Genomic DNA, 20,536 nt, shown 5'->3' on the forward strand with positions numbered 1-20,536 from the left:
CGGCTGCTGGCCGAGGGGCGCGCGCCGGCGACCTTGGCCGAAGCCTGCTCCTGGCCGCTGTATGGGCGTGCGCGACGGCAGCAGCCTATTGCAGGCCAGGCAGTTGATCCTGCAGCACAAGATCCGTCATCTGGCGGTGTACGACGCCGACGGCGTTCTGCTGCAGCTGCTGGGTTTTCGCGACATCATCCAGATGGTGGAGCAGGAGTTTCTGCAGGAATTGCACTCCGCCTTGCGCGAGCGAGACGACGCGCTGCTGCATTCGCGGCGCAGCTTGTTGCTGGCGGACAAGGTGTTCGAATCGACGCTGGAAGGCATTCTGATCACCGACGGCAACGGGGTGATCCAGATGGTGAACCCGGCGTTCAGCCGCATCACCGGCTACAGCAGCCAGGAGGCGCTGGGCCGCACGCCCGCCTTGCTCAAGTCCGGCCGACAGCCGGCGGATTTCTACCAGAAGCTGTGGCAAAGCCTGAAAGAGAGCGGAGTCTGGCAAGGCGAGGTGGTCAACCGCCGCAAGGGCGGCTTGCTGTACACCGAGCATCTGAGCATTACCGCCATCCGCGACGCGGACGGCGAATGCCTGCATTACGTGGCGGTGTTCTCCGACATCACCCAGCGCAAGCAGTCCGAGGAGCGGCTGCATTTTCTGGCCAATCACGACGCGCTGACCGGCTTGCCGAACCGGACGCTGTTTCTGGAGCGCTTGCAGGAGGCGATAGAGCGGGCGCCGCCGATCCAGGTCCAGTTCGCCTTGTTGTTCGTCGATCTGGACCGCTTCAAGCTGGTCAACGACACCCTGGGCCATCACGCCGGCGATGAATTGCTGGTGCGCATCGCCTCGGTGCTGTTGCAGCACGCGCCGCCGCACTCCACCGTGGCCAGGCTGTCCGGCGACGAGTTCATCCTCTTGCTGCCGACGGTGGAACGGGTCACCCAGGTGGCGGCGCTGGCGCAGCAACTGCTGGACGGCGTCACCGAGCAGTCCGGCCTGACCGGCCACGAACTGTTCATCTCGGCCAGCATAGGCATCAGCATGTATCCGGAGGACGGGGTCAGCGCGGACGCCCTGTTGGTGAACGCGGACTCGGCGATGTACCAGGCCAAGGAGCGCGGCAAGAACAATTTCCAGTTCTACACCTCGGACATGAACGCGCGGGCGATGGAGAGGCTGAAGCTGGAGTACAGCCTGCACCGCGCCTTGGCCCAAGAGGAGCTGGAGGTGTGGTATCAGCCCAAGGTGGAATTGGCCACGCGGCGGGTGGTGGGGGCCGAGGCCTTGCTGCGTTGGCGTCATCCTGAGCTGGGCCTGATGGCGCCGGCCAAGTTCATCCCCATTGCCGAGGACGGCTCGCTGATGGTGCCGATGGGCGAATGGGTGCTGGACACCGCTTGCCGCGACTGGGCGCTGTGGCGGAGACAGGGCCTGACCCCGGGGCGGATCGCGGTCAATGTGTCCGGCCGCCAGCTCAAGTACGGCAGCTTCGCCGACACGGTGGCGCACACGCTGCGCCGGCATGGCCTGGATAGCGGCGAACTGGAGCTGGAAATCACCGAGAGCGTGGCGATGGACGAGGACTGCGGCATGGTGGAAGCCTTGCAGCGGCTGCGCGAGCTGGGCGTCTATCTGTCCATCGACGATTTCGGCACCGGCTATTCCTCGCTGTCCTATTTGAAGCGGCTGCCGGTCAAGGGCTTGAAGATAGACCGCTCCTTCATCATGGACTTGCACCATGACGGCGACGACGCCGCCATCACCCGCGCCATCATTTCCATCGGCCGCAGCCTGGGCCTGGAGTTGGTGGCCGAGGGGGTGGAGCTGGAATCGCAGCGGGACTTCCTGTTGCAGCAGGGCTGCCGTTTGGGACAGGGTTATCTGTTCAGCAAGCCGCTGCCGCGAGCCGAGTTCGAGGCGCTGCTGGCGGCGCGGGCATGAAAAACGGCGCCCATGGCGGGCGCCGTTGTCTTCCTGCGGCGGAGGGTAAACCGGGGCTTAGCCGCCGATCTTGTCGCGGCCGCCGAAGTAAGGCCGCAGCACGGCCGGAATGGTCACGCTGCCGTCGGCGTTCTGGTAGTTTTCCAGCACCGCCACCAGGGTGCGCCCCACCGCCAGGCCGGAGCCGTTCAGCGTGTGCACCAGCTGGTTCTTGCCGTTTTCGTCCTTGTAGCGCGCCATCATGCGGCGGGACTGGAAGGCCTCGCAGTTGGAGCAGCTGGAGATTTCGCGATAGGTGTTCTGCGCCGGCAGCCAGACTTCCAGATCGTAAGTCTTGGCGGCGCCGAAGCCCATGTCGCCGGTGCACAGCGTGATCACGCGGTAGGGCAGTTCCAGCGCCTTGAGGATGTTCTCGGCGTGGCCGACCATGTCTTCCAGCGCGGCGTAGGAGTCTTCCGGCTTCTCGATGCGCACCATCTCCACCTTGTCGAACTGGTGCTGGCGGATCATGCCGCGGGTGTCGCGGCCGTAGCTGCCGGCTTCCGAGCGGAAGCAGGGCGAGTGCGCGGTCAGTTTCAGCGGCAGCTCCTCGGCCTTGAGGATGCTGTTGCTGACGGTGTTGGTCAGGGTGATTTCCGAGGTGGAGATCAGGTACTGGTCCACATTGCCTTCTTCGCCGCCTTTGGTCACCTTGAACATGTCTTCGGCGAACTTGGGCAGTTGGCCGGTGCCCAGCAGCGCGCTGTCGTTGACGATGTAGGGGGTGTAGTGCTCGACGTAGCCGTGATCGCCGGTATGGGTGTTCAGCATGAACTGGGCGATGGCGCGGTGCAGCCGGGCGATGTCGCCCTTGAGCACGGTGAAGCGCGCGCCGGACAGCTTGGCGCCGGTGTCGAAATCCAGGCCCAGCGGCGCGCCCACGTCGACGTGGTCTTTCACTTCGAAGTCGAACTGGCGCGGCGCGCCCACGCGGCGCACTTCCACATTGTCGTTTTCGTCCTTGCCCGCCGGCACCGATTCGTGCGGCAGGTTGGGGATGGACATCAGCCAGGCGTCCAGCTGTTTTTGCACCGCGTCGAAACCTTGTTCGGCGGCTTTCAATTCGTCGCCCAGCGTCGCCACTTCGGCCAGGATGGCTGACACGTCTTCGCCCTTGCCCTTGGCTACGCCGATCTGCTTGGAGGAGGCGTTGCGCTTGGCTTGCAGTTCCTGCATGCGGGTTTGCAGGGATTTGCGTTCGGACTCCAGCTGGTTGAAGGCTGCGGTGTCCAGGGTATAGCCGCGGCCGGCCAGACGGGCGGCGACGGCTTCGATGTCGTTGCGAAGCAGATTGATGTCGAGCATGGTTAGGTTGGTCCTGTTTCTTTCACTTATTCGGAGTCTTGCCGGGCGTCGTCGTCGAGCTGACGCAGGAAATCCAGCTTGTCCCTTATTTTGCTTTCCAGTCCGCGCGGAGTCGGCTGATACCAGCGCATGTCTTCCAATCCTTCCGGCAGATAGGTCTCGCCGGCGGCGTAGGCATGGGGTTCGTCATGGGCGTAACGGTATTCGTGGCCGTAGCCCAACTCCTTCATCAGCCGAGTGGGCGCATTGCGCAAGTGTACCGGCACCGGCCGGGATTTGTCCTGCTTGATGAAGGCGCGGGCCTCATTATACGCCTTGTAGCCGGCGTTGCTCTTGGCGGCCACGGCCAAATACAGCGCGGCTTGAGCCAGCGCAAGTTCGCCTTCCGGGCTGCCCAGGCGCTCGTAGGTGGTGGCGGCGTCGTTGGCGATCTGCATCGCGCGCGGATCGGCCAGGCCGATGTCCTCCCAGGCCATGCGCACCAGCCGGCGCGCCAGATAGCGCGCGTCGGCGCCGCCGTCCAGCATCCGCGTCAGCCAGTACAGCGCCGCGTCCGGATTGGAGCCGCGCACCGATTTGTGCAGCGCGGAGATCTGGTCGTAGAAATCGTCGCCGCCCTTGTCGAAGCGGCGCGCGTTGACGGTCAGCACCTCGGACAGGAAGTCGCGGTCTATCTGGCCGGTCTTGCGCGCGTAGGCGGCGGTGCGGGTCTGTTCCAGCAGGTTGAGGAAGCGGCGGGCGTCGCCGTCGGCGTAGCCGGTCAGGGTGTCGATGGCGGCGTCGTCGAAGCTCAGCCCCTCCAGCGCGCCGTTGGCGGCGGCGCGTTCGAACAACTGGCGCAGCTCCTCCTCGTCCAGGCTGTTGAGCACATAGACCTGGGCGCGGGACAAGAGCGCGGAATTGACCTCGAAAGAGGGGTTTTCCGTCGTGGCGCCGATGAAGGTCAGCAGGCCGGATTCGACGAAGGGCAGGAAGGCGTCCTGCTGGCTCTTGTTGAAGCGGTGCACCTCGTCGACGAACAGAATGGTGTGGCGGCCGGAGCGCTGCAGCGCGGCGTGCGCGCGCTCCACCGCCTCGCGGATGTCCTTGACGCCGGAGAACACCGCCGACAGCGGGATGAATTCAGCGTCGAAGCTGGCGGCGAGTATGCGCGCCAGCGTGGTTTTGCCTACGCCGGGCGGGCCCCACAGAATCATCGAGTGAGGGGTGCTCGCTTCCACCGCCAGCCGCAGCGGCTTGCCGGGGCCGATCAGGTGCCGCTGGCCGATCACCTCGTCGAGGCGGCCGGGACGCAGCGCTTCAGCCAGCGGTTTTTTCGGTTCATTGGCAAACAGATCGTTCATGGCGGGGTTCTGCGGCGGGGAAAATCAAAGCGACAGTATATCAGTTGATCCGCCGGGCGCGGCTGTCGCGCGGATTTGTTGCGGCGCAAAAAATCTGGCGGGGACGGGGGATTGCTGGCAAATTGTTTCCATCGTCATGAGACGGGGAACAAAGGGGATAAACAATGCAAGCCATGGATACCGGCCGCCTGATTCTGCGGCCCTTCGACGAAAACGACCTGGACGCTTTTTACCGGCTCGGCACCGTGGCCGAGGCCATCCGCTATGTCGGCAATACGCCCTTCGGCTCGCGCGAACAGGCTTTGCAAGCGATGCGCGACGGCCCGCTGGCGGACTACGAAAAACACGGTTTCGGCCGAGTGGCCTGCGTGTGGAAGGACAGCGGCGAGGTGATCGGCTTCAGCGGCCTGAAATACATGGCGGCGGTGGACGCGGTGGAGCTGGGCTATCGCTTTCTGCCCGAGTACTGGGGCCTGGGCCTCGCCACCGAGTCCGGCCGCGCCTGTCTGCGTCTGGCGCGGGACGTCTACGCGCTGGATAGGCTGGTGGGCCTGGTGCACCCCGACAACGCCGGGTCCGCGCGCGTGCTGGGCAAACTGGGTTTCGCGGTGGAGGGGAGGGTGAGTTTGGACTTTATTCCGGACACGCCGGTGGAGGTGTTCGCCAGGCGCTTGCTGGCCGACGAGGCCTTGTGAAGCGAGCGCTCGAAGATCTGACCCGAATTCTGCAACCCGCCGCGCCGGCGGGTTTTTTCATTGGGCTCCACCAGGGTGGAATCTGGCGGTTTTGCCGAATTTGACGCGCGTCAAATGCGCTCGTGGTTGCGCATGACATGGGTGAAATCTGATGCATAGAATCTCGCCGTGATAATTTTTTTGTCATCGCCATGAAACTGCATCTAGACGCCGAAGTGCTCGCCGACTTCGTATCCGCCCTGTTGGGGCCGGACAGCGAGGTGGCGGTGCACGATCTGTCCAATCCCAGCGCTTCGCTCAAAATCATCCGCAACGGGCATGTGTCCGGCCGCAGCGTCGGCGCGCCGGCCACCGATCTCGCCTTGAGCATGGCGCGGGAGTGTTCCGGCAAGGGCGGCGAGGATTACCGGCTGAACTACCGCAGCAAGACCAGGAGCGGCGTATCGCTGCGCTCGTCCACCCTGGTGATCAAGGACGACGCCGGCCGCGCGCAGGCCATGTTTTGCGTCAACTCCGACGACAGCCGCTACAAGCGCGCGCTGGAAGCGGTGCAGGCGCTGCTGCCGGCGGAACTGTCTCACGATCCGCACCAGGAAACGCTGTCGCAGGGTATCGACGATGTGGGCGTGGGCATCATGCAAAGCGTGTTGGAGCAATACGCGATCGATCCGGTGCGCTTGTCCGGCGATGAAAAATTGGAGGCGATCCGGGAATTGAATCAGCGCGGCTTGTTTTCCGTCCGCGGATTCGTCGGCAAGGCCGCGCAGGCGCTGGAGATTTCCGAACCCACGCTTTACCGCTATCTGAAGCAGTGTCGTGACTGAGGGCTTCTGATTCGCGTCCGTCGTCCCTTCCCGCGCTGTTGGCGCAGCGCGGCGGGGACATCCAAGCATCCGGTTGGCGCCGGAGCGCTTGGGACAGCAATGAAACCACTACAAGGATCAACGAGTATGGACATCACCCAGGTGGGCGTCAAGCCCAGGGCAAGCGCTGCCGAGCGCGCGGGAATGAGCGAGGCGGAGTGGCGGGAGGCGGTGCGTTTCGACGGCATCGACCGCGGTTGGGTCGTGATGAGCATAGGCATGGCGATAGGCGCCGGCATTGTGTTCCTGCCGGTGCAGGTGGGGCTGATGGGCTTGTGGGTTTTCCTGCTGTCGTCCGTCATCGGCTATCCGGCGATGTATCTGTTTCAGCGCCTGTTCATCAATACCCTGGCGGAGTCCCCCGAGTGCAAGGACTACCCCAGCGTGATCAGCGGCTACCTGGGCAAGAACTGGGGCATTTTGCTGGGCGCGCTGTACTTCATCATGTTGGTGATCTGGGTCTTTGTGTATTCGACCGCCATCACCAACGACAGCGCCTCCTTTCTGCACAGCTTCGGCGTCACCGAGACCTTGTTGTCCGCCAACCCCTTCTACGGCCTGGGCCTGATCTGTCTCTTGGTGGCGCTGGCCTCCCGCGGCGAGCAACTGCTGTTCAAGATTTCCACCGGCATGGTGTTGACCAAGCTGGGCGTGGTGGCGGTGCTGGGCCTGGCCATGGTGTCGGAATGGAAGCTGGTCAATGTGGGCGCTTTTCCGTCCGTGGGCAGCCTGATCAAGGACGCCATCATCATGCTGCCGTTCACGCTGACCTCCATTCTGTTCATCCAGAGCCTGAGCCCGATGGTGATTTCCTACCGCGCGCGGGAAAAGTCGCGCAAGGTGGCGCAATACAAGGCGATGCGGGCGATGAACATCGCCTTTGGCATCCTCTTCGTCACCGTCTTTTTCTATGCGGTGTCCTTCACTCTGGCGATGGGGCATGAGCAGGCGGTCAAGGCCTCGCATGAAAACATCTCGGCCCTGGCCATGGTGGCCAGCAGCATGCCGGGCGATATGGTCAAGCTGTTCAGCCTGATTCTGAATATTTTCGCGGTGATGACCGCGTACTTCGGCGCTTATCTGGGCTTCCGCGAGGCCTGCCAGGGCCTGGCGATGAATCTGCTGCGCCGGGTGATGCCGGAGGAGCACATCCGTCCGGATTGGGTGGCCAAGGGCATCATGGTGTTCACCGTTTTGCTGTCCTGGGGCGCCATCGTGCTGAACGCGCCGGTGCTGAGTTTCACCTCAATCTGCAGCCCGGTCTTCGGCCTGGTGGGTTGCTTGATCCCGGCCTATCTGGTCTACCAAGTGCCCTTCCTGCACAAATACAAGGGCGGCGCGCTCAAGATCATCATCGCCACCGGCCTGCTGTTGTGCGTGTCGCCCTTCCTGGCCTTCTCCTGAATTTCCGCCGCCGTTCCATTTTGCGGGCGGCGGCAAGATTTTGATTTAATTTGATTGGAAAGCGTAATCACCATGTGTACATCGACTCTCAACACTGATCTGTGGCCGAAGTTCGTCAAGGCGGCGCGCGCGGAAGTGGCGCCGGCGCTGGGTTGCACCGAGCCGATTTCATTGGCCCTGGCCTGTGCCATCGCCGCCAAGACGCTGGGCCGCGCGCCTGAGCGCATCGAGGCGCGGGTATCGCCCAATCTGATGAAGAACGGCATGGGCGTGACCGTGCCGGGCACCGGCGCCGTGGGCCTGCAGATCGCCGCCGCGGTGGGCGCGCTGGGCGGCGATCCGGACGGCAAGCTGGAAGTGCTCAAGGGTTTGAGCGGTGAAACGGTGGACGCGGCCAAGCGCATGCTCGCCGAGCATCGCGTGACGCTGAGCATCGCGGACGTGCCCAACATCCTCTATTCGGAAGCCCGGGTTTTCGCCGGCGAGGAGACAGCCCGCGTCTGCATCGCCGATTCGCACACCCATGTGGTGCTGATCGAACGCAATGGCGCGGCGTTGTTCCGCGCTGAACTCGAGACCTCCGGCCAGGCCGGCGCCGCGTACGATTTTTCCGACGCGACGGCGCGGGATGTCTACGACTTCGCCACCCAGGCGCCGCTGGAGACCATGGACTTCATTCACGAGGCGGCCACCTTGAACGAGGCGCTGTCGCGGGCGGGCATGGGAGGGCAGTTCGGCCTGCATATCGGCGCGACCTTGCACAAGCAGGTGAGCGCCGGCTTGCTGTCGGATAATCTGCTGACCCGCATTCTCACCCGCACCACGGCGGCGTCCGACGCCCGCATGGGCGGCGCCACCCTGCCGGCGATGAGCAATTCCGGTTCCGGCAACCAGGGCATCGCCGCCACCATGCCGGTGGTGGTGGTGGCCGAGCACGTCGGCGCCGACCGGGAAACCCTGACGCGGGCGCTGATGCTGTCTCACTTGATGGCGATTTACATCCACGCCCGCTTGCCCAAGCTGTCCGCGCTGTGCGCGGTCACCACCGCGTCCATGGGCGCGGCGGCGGGCATGGCCCATCTGTTGGGCGGCGGCTACGCGGTGGCCGGCATGGCCATTTCGAGCATGATAGGCGACCTGGCCGGCATGATCTGCGACGGCGCGTCCAATAGCTGCGCGATGAAGGTGTCCACCTCGGCCGGCTCCGCCTACAAGGCGGTGTTGATGGCGCTGGACGGGGTGTGCGTGGCCGGCAGCGACGGCATCGTCGAGTGTGAACTGGACGCCTCCATCGCCAACCTGGGCAAGCTGGCCAGCCAGGGCATGGTGCAGACCGATGTGCAGATTCTGAAAATCATGATGGACAAGCAGGCGGCCGCCGCGAGCTGATGCGGTGGCGGGTTTGCGCGCAGCCGGCGTCCGGCTTGACGCCCTCGAAGCGTAACGGTTTCGGGGGCGTTTCTCATGGCGAGGCGTGTTTGCGTTTGCAGCAGCGTCCAGCACGCGAAGCGGGCAGGCGATGGCGCAAAACGATAGTGTTTTGCGGCGCGCGCGTGATGATTCCGGACGCGGGAAATCGCCGCTGTGCGGGTTTTTAAGGGGAGGGTCGCGGCGCTGCGCCGCTAGGAGCTAAAACCAGGAGATGGTGCGAAAGGAGAGACTCGAACTCGTCCTGGTCGACATTAATTTTAAGTTAAATCAATGGCTTAGTGATTGTGGTTCTGCTGCGGTTGTAGCTCACTGGCGAGCAGTTGAACACCTGTGAAGTCTACCATGTATTCGTGATGGTTTTACAGATCGTCAGCCTGATTCGGGGAGCTTATGCCGCGCAAGCTCGTTTCACGCTGGCAGAGGATATATCGAAGTGTTCGGCGGTTGCTTTGATACTGGCTTGATGCTTGGTCCGCCATGCTTTTACTGCTGCATCATCAATTGTCTTTACCCGGCCTAGTGCTTTGCCTTCAGCCTTGGCGCGCTCTATGCCTGCCATCTGCCTAGCCTTGATGTTTCCCCGTTCAAGTTCCGCGACTGCTGCCAGCATGGTCAACATGGCCTTGCCAATTGGCGTGGACAGGTCGAAGCCTTCCCGCATGGATACCACAGACACGCCTTTACCTTGTAAAGCCTCGACAGTGGACAGGATATCAATCGTATCGCGCCCTAAGCGGTCTATGGCAGCCACCACCAGCGTATCACCCTCCCGCACATAGTCGAAGCATGCCTTGAACTCGAGCCGCTGCATGGCTTTTACAGCGCCAGAGACGCCATCATCGGAATAGAAGCGCTCAACCTGGTAGCGGGCTTCAATGGCTTTACGCTGGGCTGCCGTGTCCTGCTCGTCCGTACTGACGCGAAGGTAGGCGATGGTCTGGGTCATGATGATGTTTCCGTGTGGCTCATAAACTATGGCTCACATAGTAACGATGGCTCATAATTAAATCAACAGTTTTGATCCATACTCTGGCTTAGCCATGACCTGTGGCTCATAGGGTGTACTCAAAGAGCCACCCTCAAAGACGCCTTGCCGCCCCATGGAAGGCCGGGAAGTGTATCTAGCATGCTGGGGTGTAAGGACTACCCGCGTGTTTTTTATGGGCATTTACAGGGGTATGGTCAGTGTATAGACCCTTCGAGGCACCCCACGGGGGACACTCCGCGCCCTTCTTATCTCAGATACCCATTTAAATTTTTGCGGTGCTTTTAGCCTCCTTGCACGCCTCAGCGCCGTATCCCATACTCAATACGCATGCCTTGAGCATACTCATATGGCTGTAAAAGGGAGGTGGTCTGTATGTCTGCATTCCGTCTGAAAAAAGACACGTATTATGCCGTAGGGGATACGCTTACAGTCCTCAATGGCACTTTCCTTTTTGATGAGAAAGGAAATATCGTCGGCACTATGGGTATATGGAATGCCGCTATCAACGGCTATCCAATCATCTCATACAAGAGGCCGTGGACCTCCGTTGAAGTGGGAGAGGCGAGTACAAAGTACGCCGAGCAGTTCGGGGTAAAGGACATCATGGGAGCCATTAAAGACGGCCCCATTATTGAAATCTTCAATGTTGATGGCTCTGTAAGATGTACTTACAGCCTAACTGCTATATAACTTTCCGTCCTTAACCGCCTGCAAGCGCCTGCATTGCAGCAACGACAGTGGAGACACCTGCCAGTGGTGTCGAGCTAACCCAGCTTTGATGATGTGTCTTATCTCCAGCGTATCAAAGCGGGGCTAACGTCAATGAGCTTGGCTAATCTCGTTCATCAATATTCAAGGTCCAAAGCCAACGAGTGCCGGGGACGGGGCGTATCAGAATAGGGATAGGCAGATTGACACCAGTCCTCAATGGCCCATTCAATTTGTTGTTCATCAAGATATTCCGCCATGCAGATAGTCATGCCGAAGCTGGCCTCCAAGACGTGTTCAATCTCCTTAATCGGCATACCCGCCTTACAGAGCGCTAAAGCGACATCGTAGGCCTTCGCGTAGACGTCAAGGTGTTCAACGCGCAGAACATCCCGAACACCTTTTCCTGCGTAGGTTCTCCATCGACTGGCTCGAATACCCGTCAATGCCTTGGCCACCAACGATTTGATGGCGCGTTCATCTGTGAGGGCTAGCTGCTTCACTTGGTAAGAAGACAGTTTCTGTCCGATGGCCTTTGCGCTTTCATGCACCTTCACGATGGTTGCCTTGCTTAGCTCGTTATCGGTCTTGACTATGGTGGCCGCGCGCAGATAGCCATGACGAGCCAGCTTGATTACCAAGTCCTCCATGTCTAGGAAGTATTCTCGGATGGCTTCCCCTTCATCGGTATTGGCTTGCATGGCTAGGTGGGCGGCTACGTCACGAGAGAGCAGGTAGTCTTGCTGAGGCTTTGTTTTGCCGAGTGTGAGAATCGCGGAAATTTCCGCTTTTCTCCGAGAGCCTTCCGCTGCGAGTGGTTTGATGTAGTGAGCGGCCCAGTCGCGGAAACGTTTGTGAGGTTTACCAAGGCGCTCCCACAGCTTCCGGGCATCAATACACGGTTCTTTGCGGTTCTCCACGAATGGCAGGATGCGTCGTACGTTCATCATGCGGTTTGCTTGCTCTTCGGAGAACTCCAAAGTCAGCATCAGGGCCTTGGGGCAGTCGGTAACGGTGTGAATGAGACTGGAGCCGGTACGCTTATTGGATTGGATCATTTGGTTTATTTCCTTTTAAGTTTGTCGCCTCAAGTGTCCCATCGCTTTCATGCCCTCACGCGCCTTAAACCAGTAGGCAGCATGAAGCGCACTCGAAGCGACAAGCTTGAATGGGCGTGAGTGGTGGTGTGGATTTTTTAAAGGGCTGGGAAGCCCGTTAATGGAATACAGCGGCGCATAGTTGCGCTGAGGTGGCACCTCGGGATACAGGGCACCAAGGGGTTAATGCTCTTAAAGAATCTGAAGGTATCGACTTGATACCCCTTCATCCTTCTGTTCCAGTGTCTTGAAAGGTTCTTTAAGGGATGGTTTGAAGATGGGTTCAAGATGAATCATCAAACCAAACTGGTATCCCTATTTAAGTCTGTGTCCCACAGCCTTAAAGATTCTGAAAAATAATATTGAATCAGGCGCTAATATTTTCATATTCCCCTTGACAAGAAGGGTAACTGGTGAAACTAGCTTCAAGGCCCTTTATATATAGGTTGCCATAACTCGTAAGTGCTTAACTTAAATGGTGCTTTCGCATTCTAGAGGGAGCACGGTTCACCATGCTTCACCAGCGTATTCAGAATGGCCGTTGAAGCCACTCTCAGCGCCTGTGAGAGGTTGCGTGAGTGCCTGCTAGATTGCCCCGTGGCTGCTTGTACGGTGGCGGTAGAGACGATGGGAAGGGCCGATAACAGCGTGTAGAGCTTGGACTTGCTCAGCGGTCTGGTGTTGCCGCCATAGTCCAATCTGGATACGCCTTCCAATATGTCGTCAACGGCAGCGGTGATAACACGTGGTACGCCGGATTCATTCATAAAGTGATTCAGGGTTAAATACGCTGTCAGATAGGTTTGCACGTCCTCATTGTTGAATTGAATGGTTGGTCTTGCCATATGATTTCTGGTGGTCTCCTTTTTAAAGTATTATTCAAGGTTTGGCTCTTTATAGTTCCAGTCATTATTTGCTGAGCCCATTTTCGATGTTCTCGGCTTGATCTCAACATCTGTCACGGTAAAGCGAATCGAAGTGACTTTCTTCCCTGTCTTGATTGGCTCCATTGAAAGGGTTGCTCTGTAATGCTCCCGCTTGTCATTTAATAGTTGGATGGCCGGTGTTAGTACATTCCGTCTGAAATCTTTAAAGTTGGTTTGGTAAGAATGGCAGCTTTGCATTTTCTTGTGTAACTCCACTATCGAAATATCTTTTGTTCTAATCTTGTTTCTACTCCAAAAATCTGATCCTTGGACATCGCAAATTTTACGTAATGTCTCTGCGTACATGCCTACACTCTTTACGCCCTCTTTAAAAGAGAGCGGGGCCGGTTCTTTTATCTTAAAGTCATTTTTTATCTTTTTTAGAAGGGCGGATTTGTTTGCGTGCACGTCTTTGGATATCCATACGGAAACCGTTGCATCTCCTTTTGGCTTGCTCAGATTTTCCTTTGCTTCTTTCTTGAAGATGGTGCCTTGATTGAGTAGGGCAGAATCCAGTTGGATCGAATCCACCCAGCTAAACCAAAGTTCACAATAGCGTGCTGGCGTACCATCCCCGTCTTGTTTTTGGGTCTTTCTGAGTTTGCCGGGCCGGTGTAGCGCGGCGATACCTTCACGTATCTCGGCCATGGCGGTATCAAGGCTGATGTCATAGGTGGCGGCGTAGTCGCTCACCGTGATGTGAACAGGCGTTCCATGCTTCATATAGTCAAGCTGGTGCAGTCTGGCGCATATGCGTTCAAGTAGCCTGCGTCCAGGGATGCCCAACTTCTTGGCCACACGGTATAGCTCTGCCATCGTTGGCGTGATCTGTGCAATGTGGTCGTGGGGGTTGGGGCGGTTGCTGTCGTTTGTCATCATGGAGCTGTCCTTACCTCTGGCGTGGTGGTGGGTCGGAGTGCGGGGAGTTGGAAAGAAAAAGTTGAGCCTCCTTCTATGTGGGAGTGTAATAGCACGTTTTCCCAGTTTTATCACCGAAAATAAAGGATAAAATATAGGAATTAGATTTTCAAAAAGTGGCTGTTTTACCCTGTTTAGAAGATGTCGGATGGGGCTCATGGCATACAGGGCCGGGGAGGCTGGAGAACGGTGCGGCTTGCCTGCTAGTGCCGCAAAGGTTGTGTTGACGGATGGTCATCCGCAGCCCTGCAGCGGCCTGCCGCTAGGGAAAGAACAGTCTGCGGGTGAAGAACACGGCTGGCTTCGGGCTTTCAGGTACACGGCCTTGCCCGTAATCACCTGATATAGGGATGCTGAGTTTCTATCTTTCATAAATTTGCATGATGCCAAATAGACGATTGAAACGTGGTGGCAGGGCTATAATCATGTCTGTATCCCATGGTTCATTGAGTTCTCTAATCTCCTGTCGAATTTCATGGGAAATATTTGGCAAAATTAAGTTGGGTTGCTATCAAATTGGTAGTGCGCCAATAGTGGAAAGTCCGGTGGGCGAGCTGTAGGGGAAGGGGCGAGCGGGGAAGTGCCGAGGTGGATAGAGGTCAAGAAGATGGGGCCATCTATTTTCTTGATGGCCCCACGCTTGCTTATATGTTGAAGGCTTATTCTTAATCAACTTCCGCTTTAAGCAATGTCGATTGACTTCCAATCGGTGCAATTTCTTCAATTGCGGATTCAGATTGATCAAGGGTGTTTAAAACGCGCTGAGCAAGTTTCCCGAGAGCAAAGCCAAGTAGCGGGGGAACTGCATTACCAATCTGTTTGAGTTGCTGCCACTCGCTGCCTACGAAAACGAAACCATCGTGGAACGATTGAAGGCGAGCGGCTTCACGTACTGTGATCCAGCGATTCAAATGGGGATGAATCCATTCACTTAAATCACGATGCATTTGAGCCAAGATTGTATGAGATGGAAGGTCGGGGTGAAGGCGCCGCCATTTCTCAGGACGCTTGTTATCCCAGATTTCCTTCGGAAGGCTATTAGCTTTCATGCCAGGCTCAAGTAGAGAGATCAAATGAGCACGCTTCTCTTGAATTTCTTTGGTATGGTGATTATGAAGCAATGCTTTAGATCGCCCTATTCCTCGCTGTTTCTTCATTGTCTTGGTGTAGCGGTTCCCATCAGAATCGAGTCGCATGTCTTTAAGAAAGTCATTTGGCCTTGATACTTTGGGGTACGACATAACTTCGCCACTGTGCACAACCTCGCTGGGGAGGTCGAAAAGAGCTTCGTGTACTGTAACGGGGCGGTTTACTTTCAATTGTTCAAGTACGCCTTCAGCGAAGGTGGTGAGGTCGTACGGAAAGTTATCTTCATCTCGAGTGCCAATGAAAATTACACGTTGACGAGTTTGTGGCACACCAAAGTCAGAAGCAAGTAAGCGAAGCATTATGGTATTGCTGTAACCAATGGATGCAAATTCTTTGAGAATTAGATTCTTGAAATGCCCCTTGTTCATCATCGCCAAATTGGGGACGTTTTCCATTAGGAAAACTCGAGGTTTTAACGTCTTCACAATTCGAGTGTACTGTTTGTAAAGTTCGTTACGCTCATCATCAAGGCGGCGTGTACCAATCTGACTGAATCCTTGGCAAGGAGGGCCGCCAAAAACTAAGTCAATATTATTCAATCGGTATTTTTCGCGATGCCCACTTTTTTCGGTAAGGAAGTCGTGCACATCTTGGTCAAAAAGTGGAGTCTTTGGAAAGTTGTGCTTGTATGTCTGGCAGGCAAACTTGTCGAGTTCAACTGCTGTGCGTACTTCGAAGCCGGATGACTCTATTCCCTCGCAGAACCCTCCGCATCCGGAGAAAAGAGAGAGTGCAGTAGGTTGATGATTCATAAGCATTTTGACCGGCGGAATGACGTGACTTTTAGACATCTTCAAATTCTACGAAAGCCAAGGAGGCTAGTCAAATATAACTGTGGGAAGTACGAAATGTGACTGATAGTCCGTGGACTCATAGTCGACTCGAATTTAGCTTATTGGCATGAATTTAGCAGACTACTTTGGCCCTGCCGTACGACGGCATAGGGAGCTCCTCCGGTTAAGCCAAGAAGAGCTTGCTGAGCGTGCTGGTATCGATCGGACATACATCAGCGGCGTTGAGCGAGGTGTTCGAAACCCTTCCTTGGATGTCATGCAGAGGATCGCCCGCGGACTAGGTGTTGATCTCGACGTGCTTTTTGCTACGGCTCGAGAAATCGCAACCAGACAGGATTCTTGATGCCATTCGACTTTGACCATAGTGCAGTTTGCTTAACTTGCCCACATGGCAAGTGCTTTGAAGATCGTAGGATGAATCGGGTGAAAGGGCGTAATACACTTTTCCGCTTTCGTCAGCAAGCTGCCATGAACTGTACGTTTGATGCCTTCATGCCTGGCACCGATTCTGATCCTGACCCCACCCGTACGTATGAGACATATCTGAATACTTTCCGAAGCAATGCTGAAGAGGCAGGGAAACTCTTATTTGGTGCTGCTTTCAATGTGCAAAGTTCTGCAATCGCAAAGGTCGAGGGCGATGTTTTTGAGTTGCTTGAAGCAGGAGCTTTTTGGAATGCAGCAGCTGCATGGAATCGTTTTATGGACTCTGGCCAATGGTCATCTTCGGCATATGTATGTCCAGAGGGTGCTGTTGCCACGCCAACACGGAAGGTCGCAATCGTTAAGCTTCCTCGTGGATACGATGCAACTCGGCTTTTTAAGCCGGAAGTTCGCGGCAGCATTCAGGCATTCGATCATGCGCTGCACTTGCGCGGCATGGAGTTGGGATTATCTTCGCCGGACATTGTGGGTGTTAGGTTGCCGTATCCGTTACCAAATGCGATGAAGTGTTTTCTTGATGGGGTTGATAGCCTGAATGAGCAGAACCTAGTTTTTCTAGAAGGGGCACACCGGCTCCTCGAAGACATGATTGATGGTGCGGGTTTTCTCTTTGCCATTGCCGTGAAGAGAACAACTCGAAGTGATCGGCTCTATCAGCCCTTGTTTGAAGCCAATATCCTTAAGTATCTGATTGAGTTTGTCTTGAAAGGTGCCGCTTTTCGCTTTTATGCGCATTTGAACTCATTCGATGGGGCTGATGTTGAAGGGCATTACCGCGCGGCATCTCTGATCTCTTTGATTCGAGGAGGGACTCCGACTAAGGCTGTTGATTCCCTGTATTTGGCACTACGCCCGCGAGATTCCGCACAATCGATACTGAATGATCTTCCACTTTTTCCTGTGTGATTTTGGGTTAAATTACTCCTCTTTCCTAGTGAATTGCCTCTCACTTTTTTAGAGACCTAGTCAGCCGTATTCTAAGCTCGATAAAGATGTGCCATAAGCAGATAGAGGTTCCCTAAATAGTTCAAAGTCGAAGCCGATAAACAAGACATTGAATGGGTTATCCCATTATCGAAGTTACAGTCTCCTGATATCTCTACTCACAGGCTGTATCAATGGCTGAAGTGCTACGATCCCAAATATACCCTGTCGATGGAGTTTTCCGCCCAGCAAACCGAAATCCACGATTTTAAAGCAGAGTTGACCGGATAAGCGAGGAGCGTGATATTCAAAAAAAAAGGCCGTCGCATGATTCGCCAAAGGGCTTGGGTGGGGGTATGCCTATGTCTTGGCCCGCATGTGGCATGTTTGTGCCCAGAATGGGGAGCGGCCACGACAAGTCCGTAGCGGAGAGTTCTTTCTGGTGCTGAGGCATGGGTGCATCAAGCGAAAAACCTATCACGACTAGAAGACCGTCAAGAAATCTTCGAATACACCGAGATGTTCTAAAACCCGAAGCGTCGGCATGGTTCAGCAAATGGGCTATCGCCGGAATGGTTTGAGGCGCAGTATTTCCATCAAATTAAGATTGCCTGGAGAGGCTGGAGCGATTCAAATCAGCTAGGAGTGGTTTATCCGCTTCGTGTCTGGAAGATGGCGTCAACTCACTTTCCCTCAAGCTCCACTCTCAATAGTTGTTCTCATTGTTTTAGTTGACAAGTTTCTAAGCACCATCTGAGTAAGCCCCAAAATTGTTCTTGCAAAAACATGTAAGTCTATAATTTTTAAAGATATTTGGCTGTTGGAAACGACTTATTTCAGCTAGGCATGCGTAGAGGGATGAGACTATATGCGGCTGCTCGCTCTAATAGCTGACTTGTCGTGTTTACGTCGAACTTTACATAAAGCCTATCGCTAATAGCTGTTTGCACCGCACGAATTGAAATGTCTTTGCCATGAATCGTTGATAATATTTTTGCGATCTCTTTTGGGGATTTGTAGATGGATAGATAGTAAATTATCTCCTGCTCTCTATTGCTTAGACTTATTTGTGTTCTGCTTGTTTTGTTTCCGCCATGATTTATGCCTAGACGCTGGTTTAAGATGGATAGTTTAGTGTGCTGTGCATCATTCATGAACTTATCAACTAAGTTGGCAAGTTGTAAATGTAGTTTGTCAATGCTGCGCTCACGTTCTATCTCTTGCAGCCTTCTTTCAATTGTGACGTCTTTGCAAAAGCCGACCAATCCCACTATCTTGCCATCTCGCATAATTGGATGCTTAATAGTTTCAGACCAAATGGAGTCACCATTGCCAGAGGGTATTTGCTCGAGTCTAGTAACAGTTTGTCCCGTTTCTAAAACAAGCCTATCATCTTTTTCAAAGAGTTCCCAATTGTGTGCCCAAGGCAGGTCTATATCCCGTTTTTTGATAAGGATTCCAATGTCTTCGACTTCAACCATGTCAAGAAATTTCTGGTTGCAGCCCATGAAGAATCGTTCTGCATTCTTCCAGAAAGTTGGGACGGGACTATAGTTGATTATCTGATAATAATTGTCGCTCTTGTTCATACCATTTTCCAATATCCGCTTCTTTGAGCCAAGTGGTAAAGTTTTTTACCTCGTGATCACCTTCGTTAGGTGCCCAGTTGGCAAATGTACGATCTACCTCTGGCCGTCCGTAAGTAAAGCTACAGTTCCGTATTTCAAGGTATGCACAGTCGGATAAAGGGACATAGCTGTGATACAAATTTTGCGGTATCTCAATCACGCGGTGGCAGTACTGACTTATCTCAACCTTGTTCAGTATTTTGCCTGAATCATCAAAAATGATAACAAGCATTTCTCCAGATATCCAAGTTAACAGTTCCCATTGATTATCACTTTCATGCTTATGAGGCTTGATGTAAGAGTCTGATGCCATGCAGTTCACGAAGCGTTGAGGGATCTCATCGTAGCTGCTATGGATCAGGATTGGCGTACGTTTTCTAGGTGCGCTTTTGCTCTCTTCAATTACAGCTTCTATGCAGTCGTTGCTAATAAGCTTAGATGTAATTGGCTGCATTTGAATTGTTCTTTCTTGAACTATTTGTAAAATGTGTTAACCCTAGCATATTTTTTTGCCGCCGTGAACAGTTGTTTTTGCGTCATGAAATCTTCTCAAATCTTATAAAATCACATCAGCTTTGCTTGATTGGAGTGCTTTTCTATGAATCCAGAAGAATATGCGTATAAACATCCTTCCTGTATGGGGTTGCTGTCATTTAAGAATTCATTTGCCGAAGTGGTAGCGCAACATGTTTTATCTTTGCCAGATAACGAGCTATCACAGTTTGAACATTGCGTGAGGCAGCATGGCAAGATATCTGATATGGTTTGTATAGATGAGGTTTCTGTTAGTGATATGTTAGCCTCTCCATTTTATCGTCATCGAGCCGATATTATTGCTTACATTGACAGGAAGCCTGTCTTTTACTACGCAGGGGCAGGTATCTATCAATGGAGCGATACCCTTGATAAGGAATGTCTGAGCTACTGGATCAGCTACCCAGAGTTGCCTTTGGGCTGGGAAATAAACTAATGAATTTCGGTGGAGATTATTAGAGGTGGGAATGCTTGCTGTTTGAGCTTGCCATGATGACTGTAGTCTTTCACCTAACAAATTATCCAGCCAAGCCGTGTCTATAAAAGTGCGCGTTTGAAGAAAAAATCTTCACTCGTAGCATCGTAGCAATTTACCGGATGAAAGCCATCTTTATTAAATAGGGCAACTGGATTGCGGATATATTATTTGGATACAGCCGAGAGCTATATTAATGCGCTTTGCCGTTGCTTTTTAATGGCTGTAGCTTAGAGGTATTCAGCCCTATTCTTTCGGGCTTTTACTATGAAACGATGCTCTTGGGAGAGAGTGTCCCTGTCCTTTAGGATGGGGTCTTGCCAAACCTTGACCTAGGTCGCTTGTTCTGTCACCGCCCATCCAAATAAAATGTTACCGCTCTCCATTACGGACCAACACCAAAAGGCCACTTTATGTAAGTGGTTTTTCTTTGCGGACATTCTATTTCTATGGATATCAGCCAGCTGCTTGCCAGTTTTTCCAGTGCCTTCACGCAAGACAATCGCCTGCTCACACTGTCCCTCGGGGATGGCAGCATCGCGGCTGAAACCCTGTTGCCCCAGACTCTGGAAGGCGAGGAAGGCGTTTCAGAGAGCTACCGCTATCAATTGACCTGCCTGTCTCCCAACGGCTCCATCGAACTGAAATCTCTGCTGGGCGTGGCCGCGAAGATAGGCATTGCCGCCGCCTCCGGGGAAGAACTGGTGCGTTGCGGGGTGGTGGGCCGCCCTGCCTCCGGCCATGACCGGGCCCGGGGCGTCGCAAGCCTTGGCGGAGGCGTCGGCGCCGCGGCAGGAGACGCTGCCGGCGGCCGCGTCCGTCCCCGCGCCGGAAGCCTCCGCGCCGGCGGCAAACGGCGAGCAAGCCGCCGCCGCCGATGAGGGGCTGCCGCAGCGGCTGGGCCTGGACCTTTATTATCCGGCCGGACAGCTGGA

19 protein-coding genes are annotated in these 20,536 nt (G+C 55.2%); 10 read left to right on the forward strand and 9 right to left on the reverse strand.

What is annotated here, in order from left to right; translation table 11 throughout:
- Positions 1-61: 61 nt before the first annotated feature.
- Positions 62-1,936, forward strand: coding sequence for a bifunctional diguanylate cyclase/phosphodiesterase (locus DB032_RS05815; RefSeq protein WP_233246654.1), 1,875 nt, complete (start codon positions 62-64; stop codon positions 1,934-1,936).
- 57 nt (positions 1,937-1,993) lie between these two features.
- On the opposite strand, the gene serS is transcribed toward DB032_RS05815, so the two are convergent.
- Together serS and DB032_RS05825 are read right to left on the reverse strand one after the other, a co-directional pair.
- On the reverse strand, positions 1,994-3,280 hold the full coding sequence (gene serS / locus DB032_RS05820; RefSeq protein WP_107798636.1) for a serine--tRNA ligase: 1,287 nt from the start codon (positions 3,278-3,280) through the stop codon (positions 1,994-1,996).
- A gap of 26 nt (positions 3,281-3,306) precedes the next feature.
- Positions 3,307-4,623 (reverse strand): replication-associated recombination protein A, encoded by a 1,317-nt coding sequence (locus tag DB032_RS05825; RefSeq protein WP_107798637.1) that lies wholly within the window; start codon positions 4,621-4,623, stop codon positions 3,307-3,309.
- Between the two features lie 164 nt (positions 4,624-4,787).
- On the opposite strand from DB032_RS05825, the gene DB032_RS05830 reads away from it, so the two are divergent.
- The 4 genes from DB032_RS05830 (at position 4,788) to DB032_RS05845 (ending at position 8,974) form a co-directional block, all read left to right on the forward strand.
- The gene (locus DB032_RS05830) at positions 4,788-5,318 is read left to right on the forward strand and encodes a GNAT family N-acetyltransferase (RefSeq protein WP_107798638.1); all 531 of its coding nucleotides are present in this window, start codon (positions 4,788-4,790) and stop codon (positions 5,316-5,318) included.
- A 191-nt stretch (positions 5,319-5,509) separates the two neighbouring features.
- Positions 5,510-6,142, forward strand: coding sequence for a transcriptional regulator (locus tag DB032_RS05835; protein WP_107798639.1), 633 nt, complete (start codon positions 5,510-5,512; stop codon positions 6,140-6,142).
- A gap of 126 nt (positions 6,143-6,268) precedes the next feature.
- On the forward strand, positions 6,269-7,585 hold the full coding sequence (locus DB032_RS05840) for an amino acid permease (RefSeq protein ID WP_107798640.1): 1,317 nt from the start codon (positions 6,269-6,271) through the stop codon (positions 7,583-7,585).
- A 72-nt stretch (positions 7,586-7,657) separates the two neighbouring features.
- A complete protein-coding gene (locus tag DB032_RS05845) occupies positions 7,658-8,974 on the forward strand; it encodes a serine dehydratase subunit alpha family protein (protein WP_107798641.1) in 1,317 nt (438 codons plus the stop codon).
- Positions 8,975-9,404: 430 nt separating this feature from the next.
- On the opposite strand, the gene DB032_RS05850 is transcribed toward DB032_RS05845, so the two are convergent.
- Positions 9,405-9,962, reverse strand: a complete 558-nt coding sequence (locus tag DB032_RS05850; RefSeq protein ID WP_107798642.1) for a recombinase family protein — start codon at positions 9,960-9,962, stop codon at positions 9,405-9,407.
- Between the two features lie 414 nt (positions 9,963-10,376).
- Between DB032_RS05850 and DB032_RS05855 the strand changes: the two genes are divergently transcribed.
- The gene (locus tag DB032_RS05855; protein WP_107798643.1) at positions 10,377-10,694 is read left to right on the forward strand and encodes a hypothetical protein; all 318 of its coding nucleotides are present in this window, start codon (positions 10,377-10,379) and stop codon (positions 10,692-10,694) included.
- A 155-nt stretch (positions 10,695-10,849) separates the two neighbouring features.
- Here the strand turns inward: DB032_RS05855 and DB032_RS05860 are convergent, their stop codons facing one another.
- The 4 genes from DB032_RS05860 to DB032_RS05875 all read right to left on the reverse strand — a co-directional run bounded on the left by DB032_RS05860 (position 10,850) and on the right by DB032_RS05875 (position 15,593).
- Entirely contained in the window at positions 10,850-11,770 is a 921-nt protein-coding gene (locus DB032_RS05860; RefSeq protein ID WP_107798644.1) for an antA/AntB antirepressor family protein, read from the reverse strand.
- A gap of 530 nt (positions 11,771-12,300) precedes the next feature.
- Positions 12,301-12,654, reverse strand: coding sequence for a hypothetical protein (locus tag DB032_RS05865; RefSeq protein WP_107798645.1), 354 nt, complete (start codon positions 12,652-12,654; stop codon positions 12,301-12,303).
- Between the two features lie 30 nt (positions 12,655-12,684).
- A complete protein-coding gene (locus DB032_RS05870; RefSeq protein ID WP_158274249.1) occupies positions 12,685-13,614 on the reverse strand; it encodes a replication initiation protein in 930 nt (309 codons plus the stop codon).
- Between the two features lie 704 nt (positions 13,615-14,318).
- Complete coding sequence (locus tag DB032_RS05875; RefSeq protein WP_082150795.1) at positions 14,319-15,593, reverse strand: DNA cytosine methyltransferase; 1,275 nt, start codon at positions 15,591-15,593, stop codon at positions 14,319-14,321.
- A 109-nt stretch (positions 15,594-15,702) separates the two neighbouring features.
- Between DB032_RS05875 and DB032_RS05880 the strand changes: the two genes are divergently transcribed.
- Together DB032_RS05880 and DB032_RS05885 are read left to right on the forward strand one after the other, a co-directional pair.
- Positions 15,703-15,939, forward strand: coding sequence for a helix-turn-helix domain-containing protein (locus tag DB032_RS05880; RefSeq protein WP_082150796.1), 237 nt, complete (start codon positions 15,703-15,705; stop codon positions 15,937-15,939).
- A gap of 71 nt (positions 15,940-16,010) precedes the next feature.
- A complete protein-coding gene (locus DB032_RS05885) occupies positions 16,011-16,946 on the forward strand; it encodes a Cfr10I/Bse634I family restriction endonuclease (protein WP_199225827.1) in 936 nt (311 codons plus the stop codon).
- Positions 16,947-17,800: 854 nt separating this feature from the next.
- On the opposite strand, the gene DB032_RS05890 is transcribed toward DB032_RS05885, so the two are convergent.
- Both DB032_RS05890 and DB032_RS05895 read right to left on the reverse strand, forming a co-directional pair.
- Positions 17,801-18,553 carry a PAS domain-containing protein gene (locus tag DB032_RS05890; protein ID WP_048407761.1) on the reverse strand — a complete coding sequence of 251 codons (753 nt, stop codon included), beginning with the start codon at positions 18,551-18,553 and terminating at the stop codon, positions 17,801-17,803.
- Positions 18,513-19,046 (reverse strand): WbuC family cupin fold metalloprotein, encoded by a 534-nt coding sequence (locus DB032_RS05895; protein WP_107798648.1) that lies wholly within the window; start codon positions 19,044-19,046, stop codon positions 18,513-18,515. The genes DB032_RS05890 and DB032_RS05895 overlap by 41 nt, the downstream gene beginning before the upstream one ends.
- 144 nt (positions 19,047-19,190) lie before the next feature.
- Between DB032_RS05895 and DB032_RS23550 the strand changes: the two genes are divergently transcribed.
- Together DB032_RS23550 and DB032_RS05900 are read left to right on the forward strand one after the other, a co-directional pair.
- Entirely contained in the window at positions 19,191-19,562 is a 372-nt protein-coding gene (locus DB032_RS23550; RefSeq protein WP_146176584.1) for a hypothetical protein, read from the forward strand.
- Positions 19,563-20,050: 488 nt separating this feature from the next.
- Positions 20,051-20,482: a hypothetical protein gene (locus DB032_RS05900; protein WP_107798649.1), complete on the forward strand. Its 432-nt coding sequence runs from the start codon at positions 20,051-20,053 to the stop codon at positions 20,480-20,482.
- Positions 20,483-20,536: the final 54 nt, after the last annotated feature.

Source organism: Chromobacterium sp. Panama (assembly GCF_003052555.1).
Classification (GTDB): Bacteria; Pseudomonadota; Gammaproteobacteria; order Burkholderiales; family Chromobacteriaceae; genus Chromobacterium.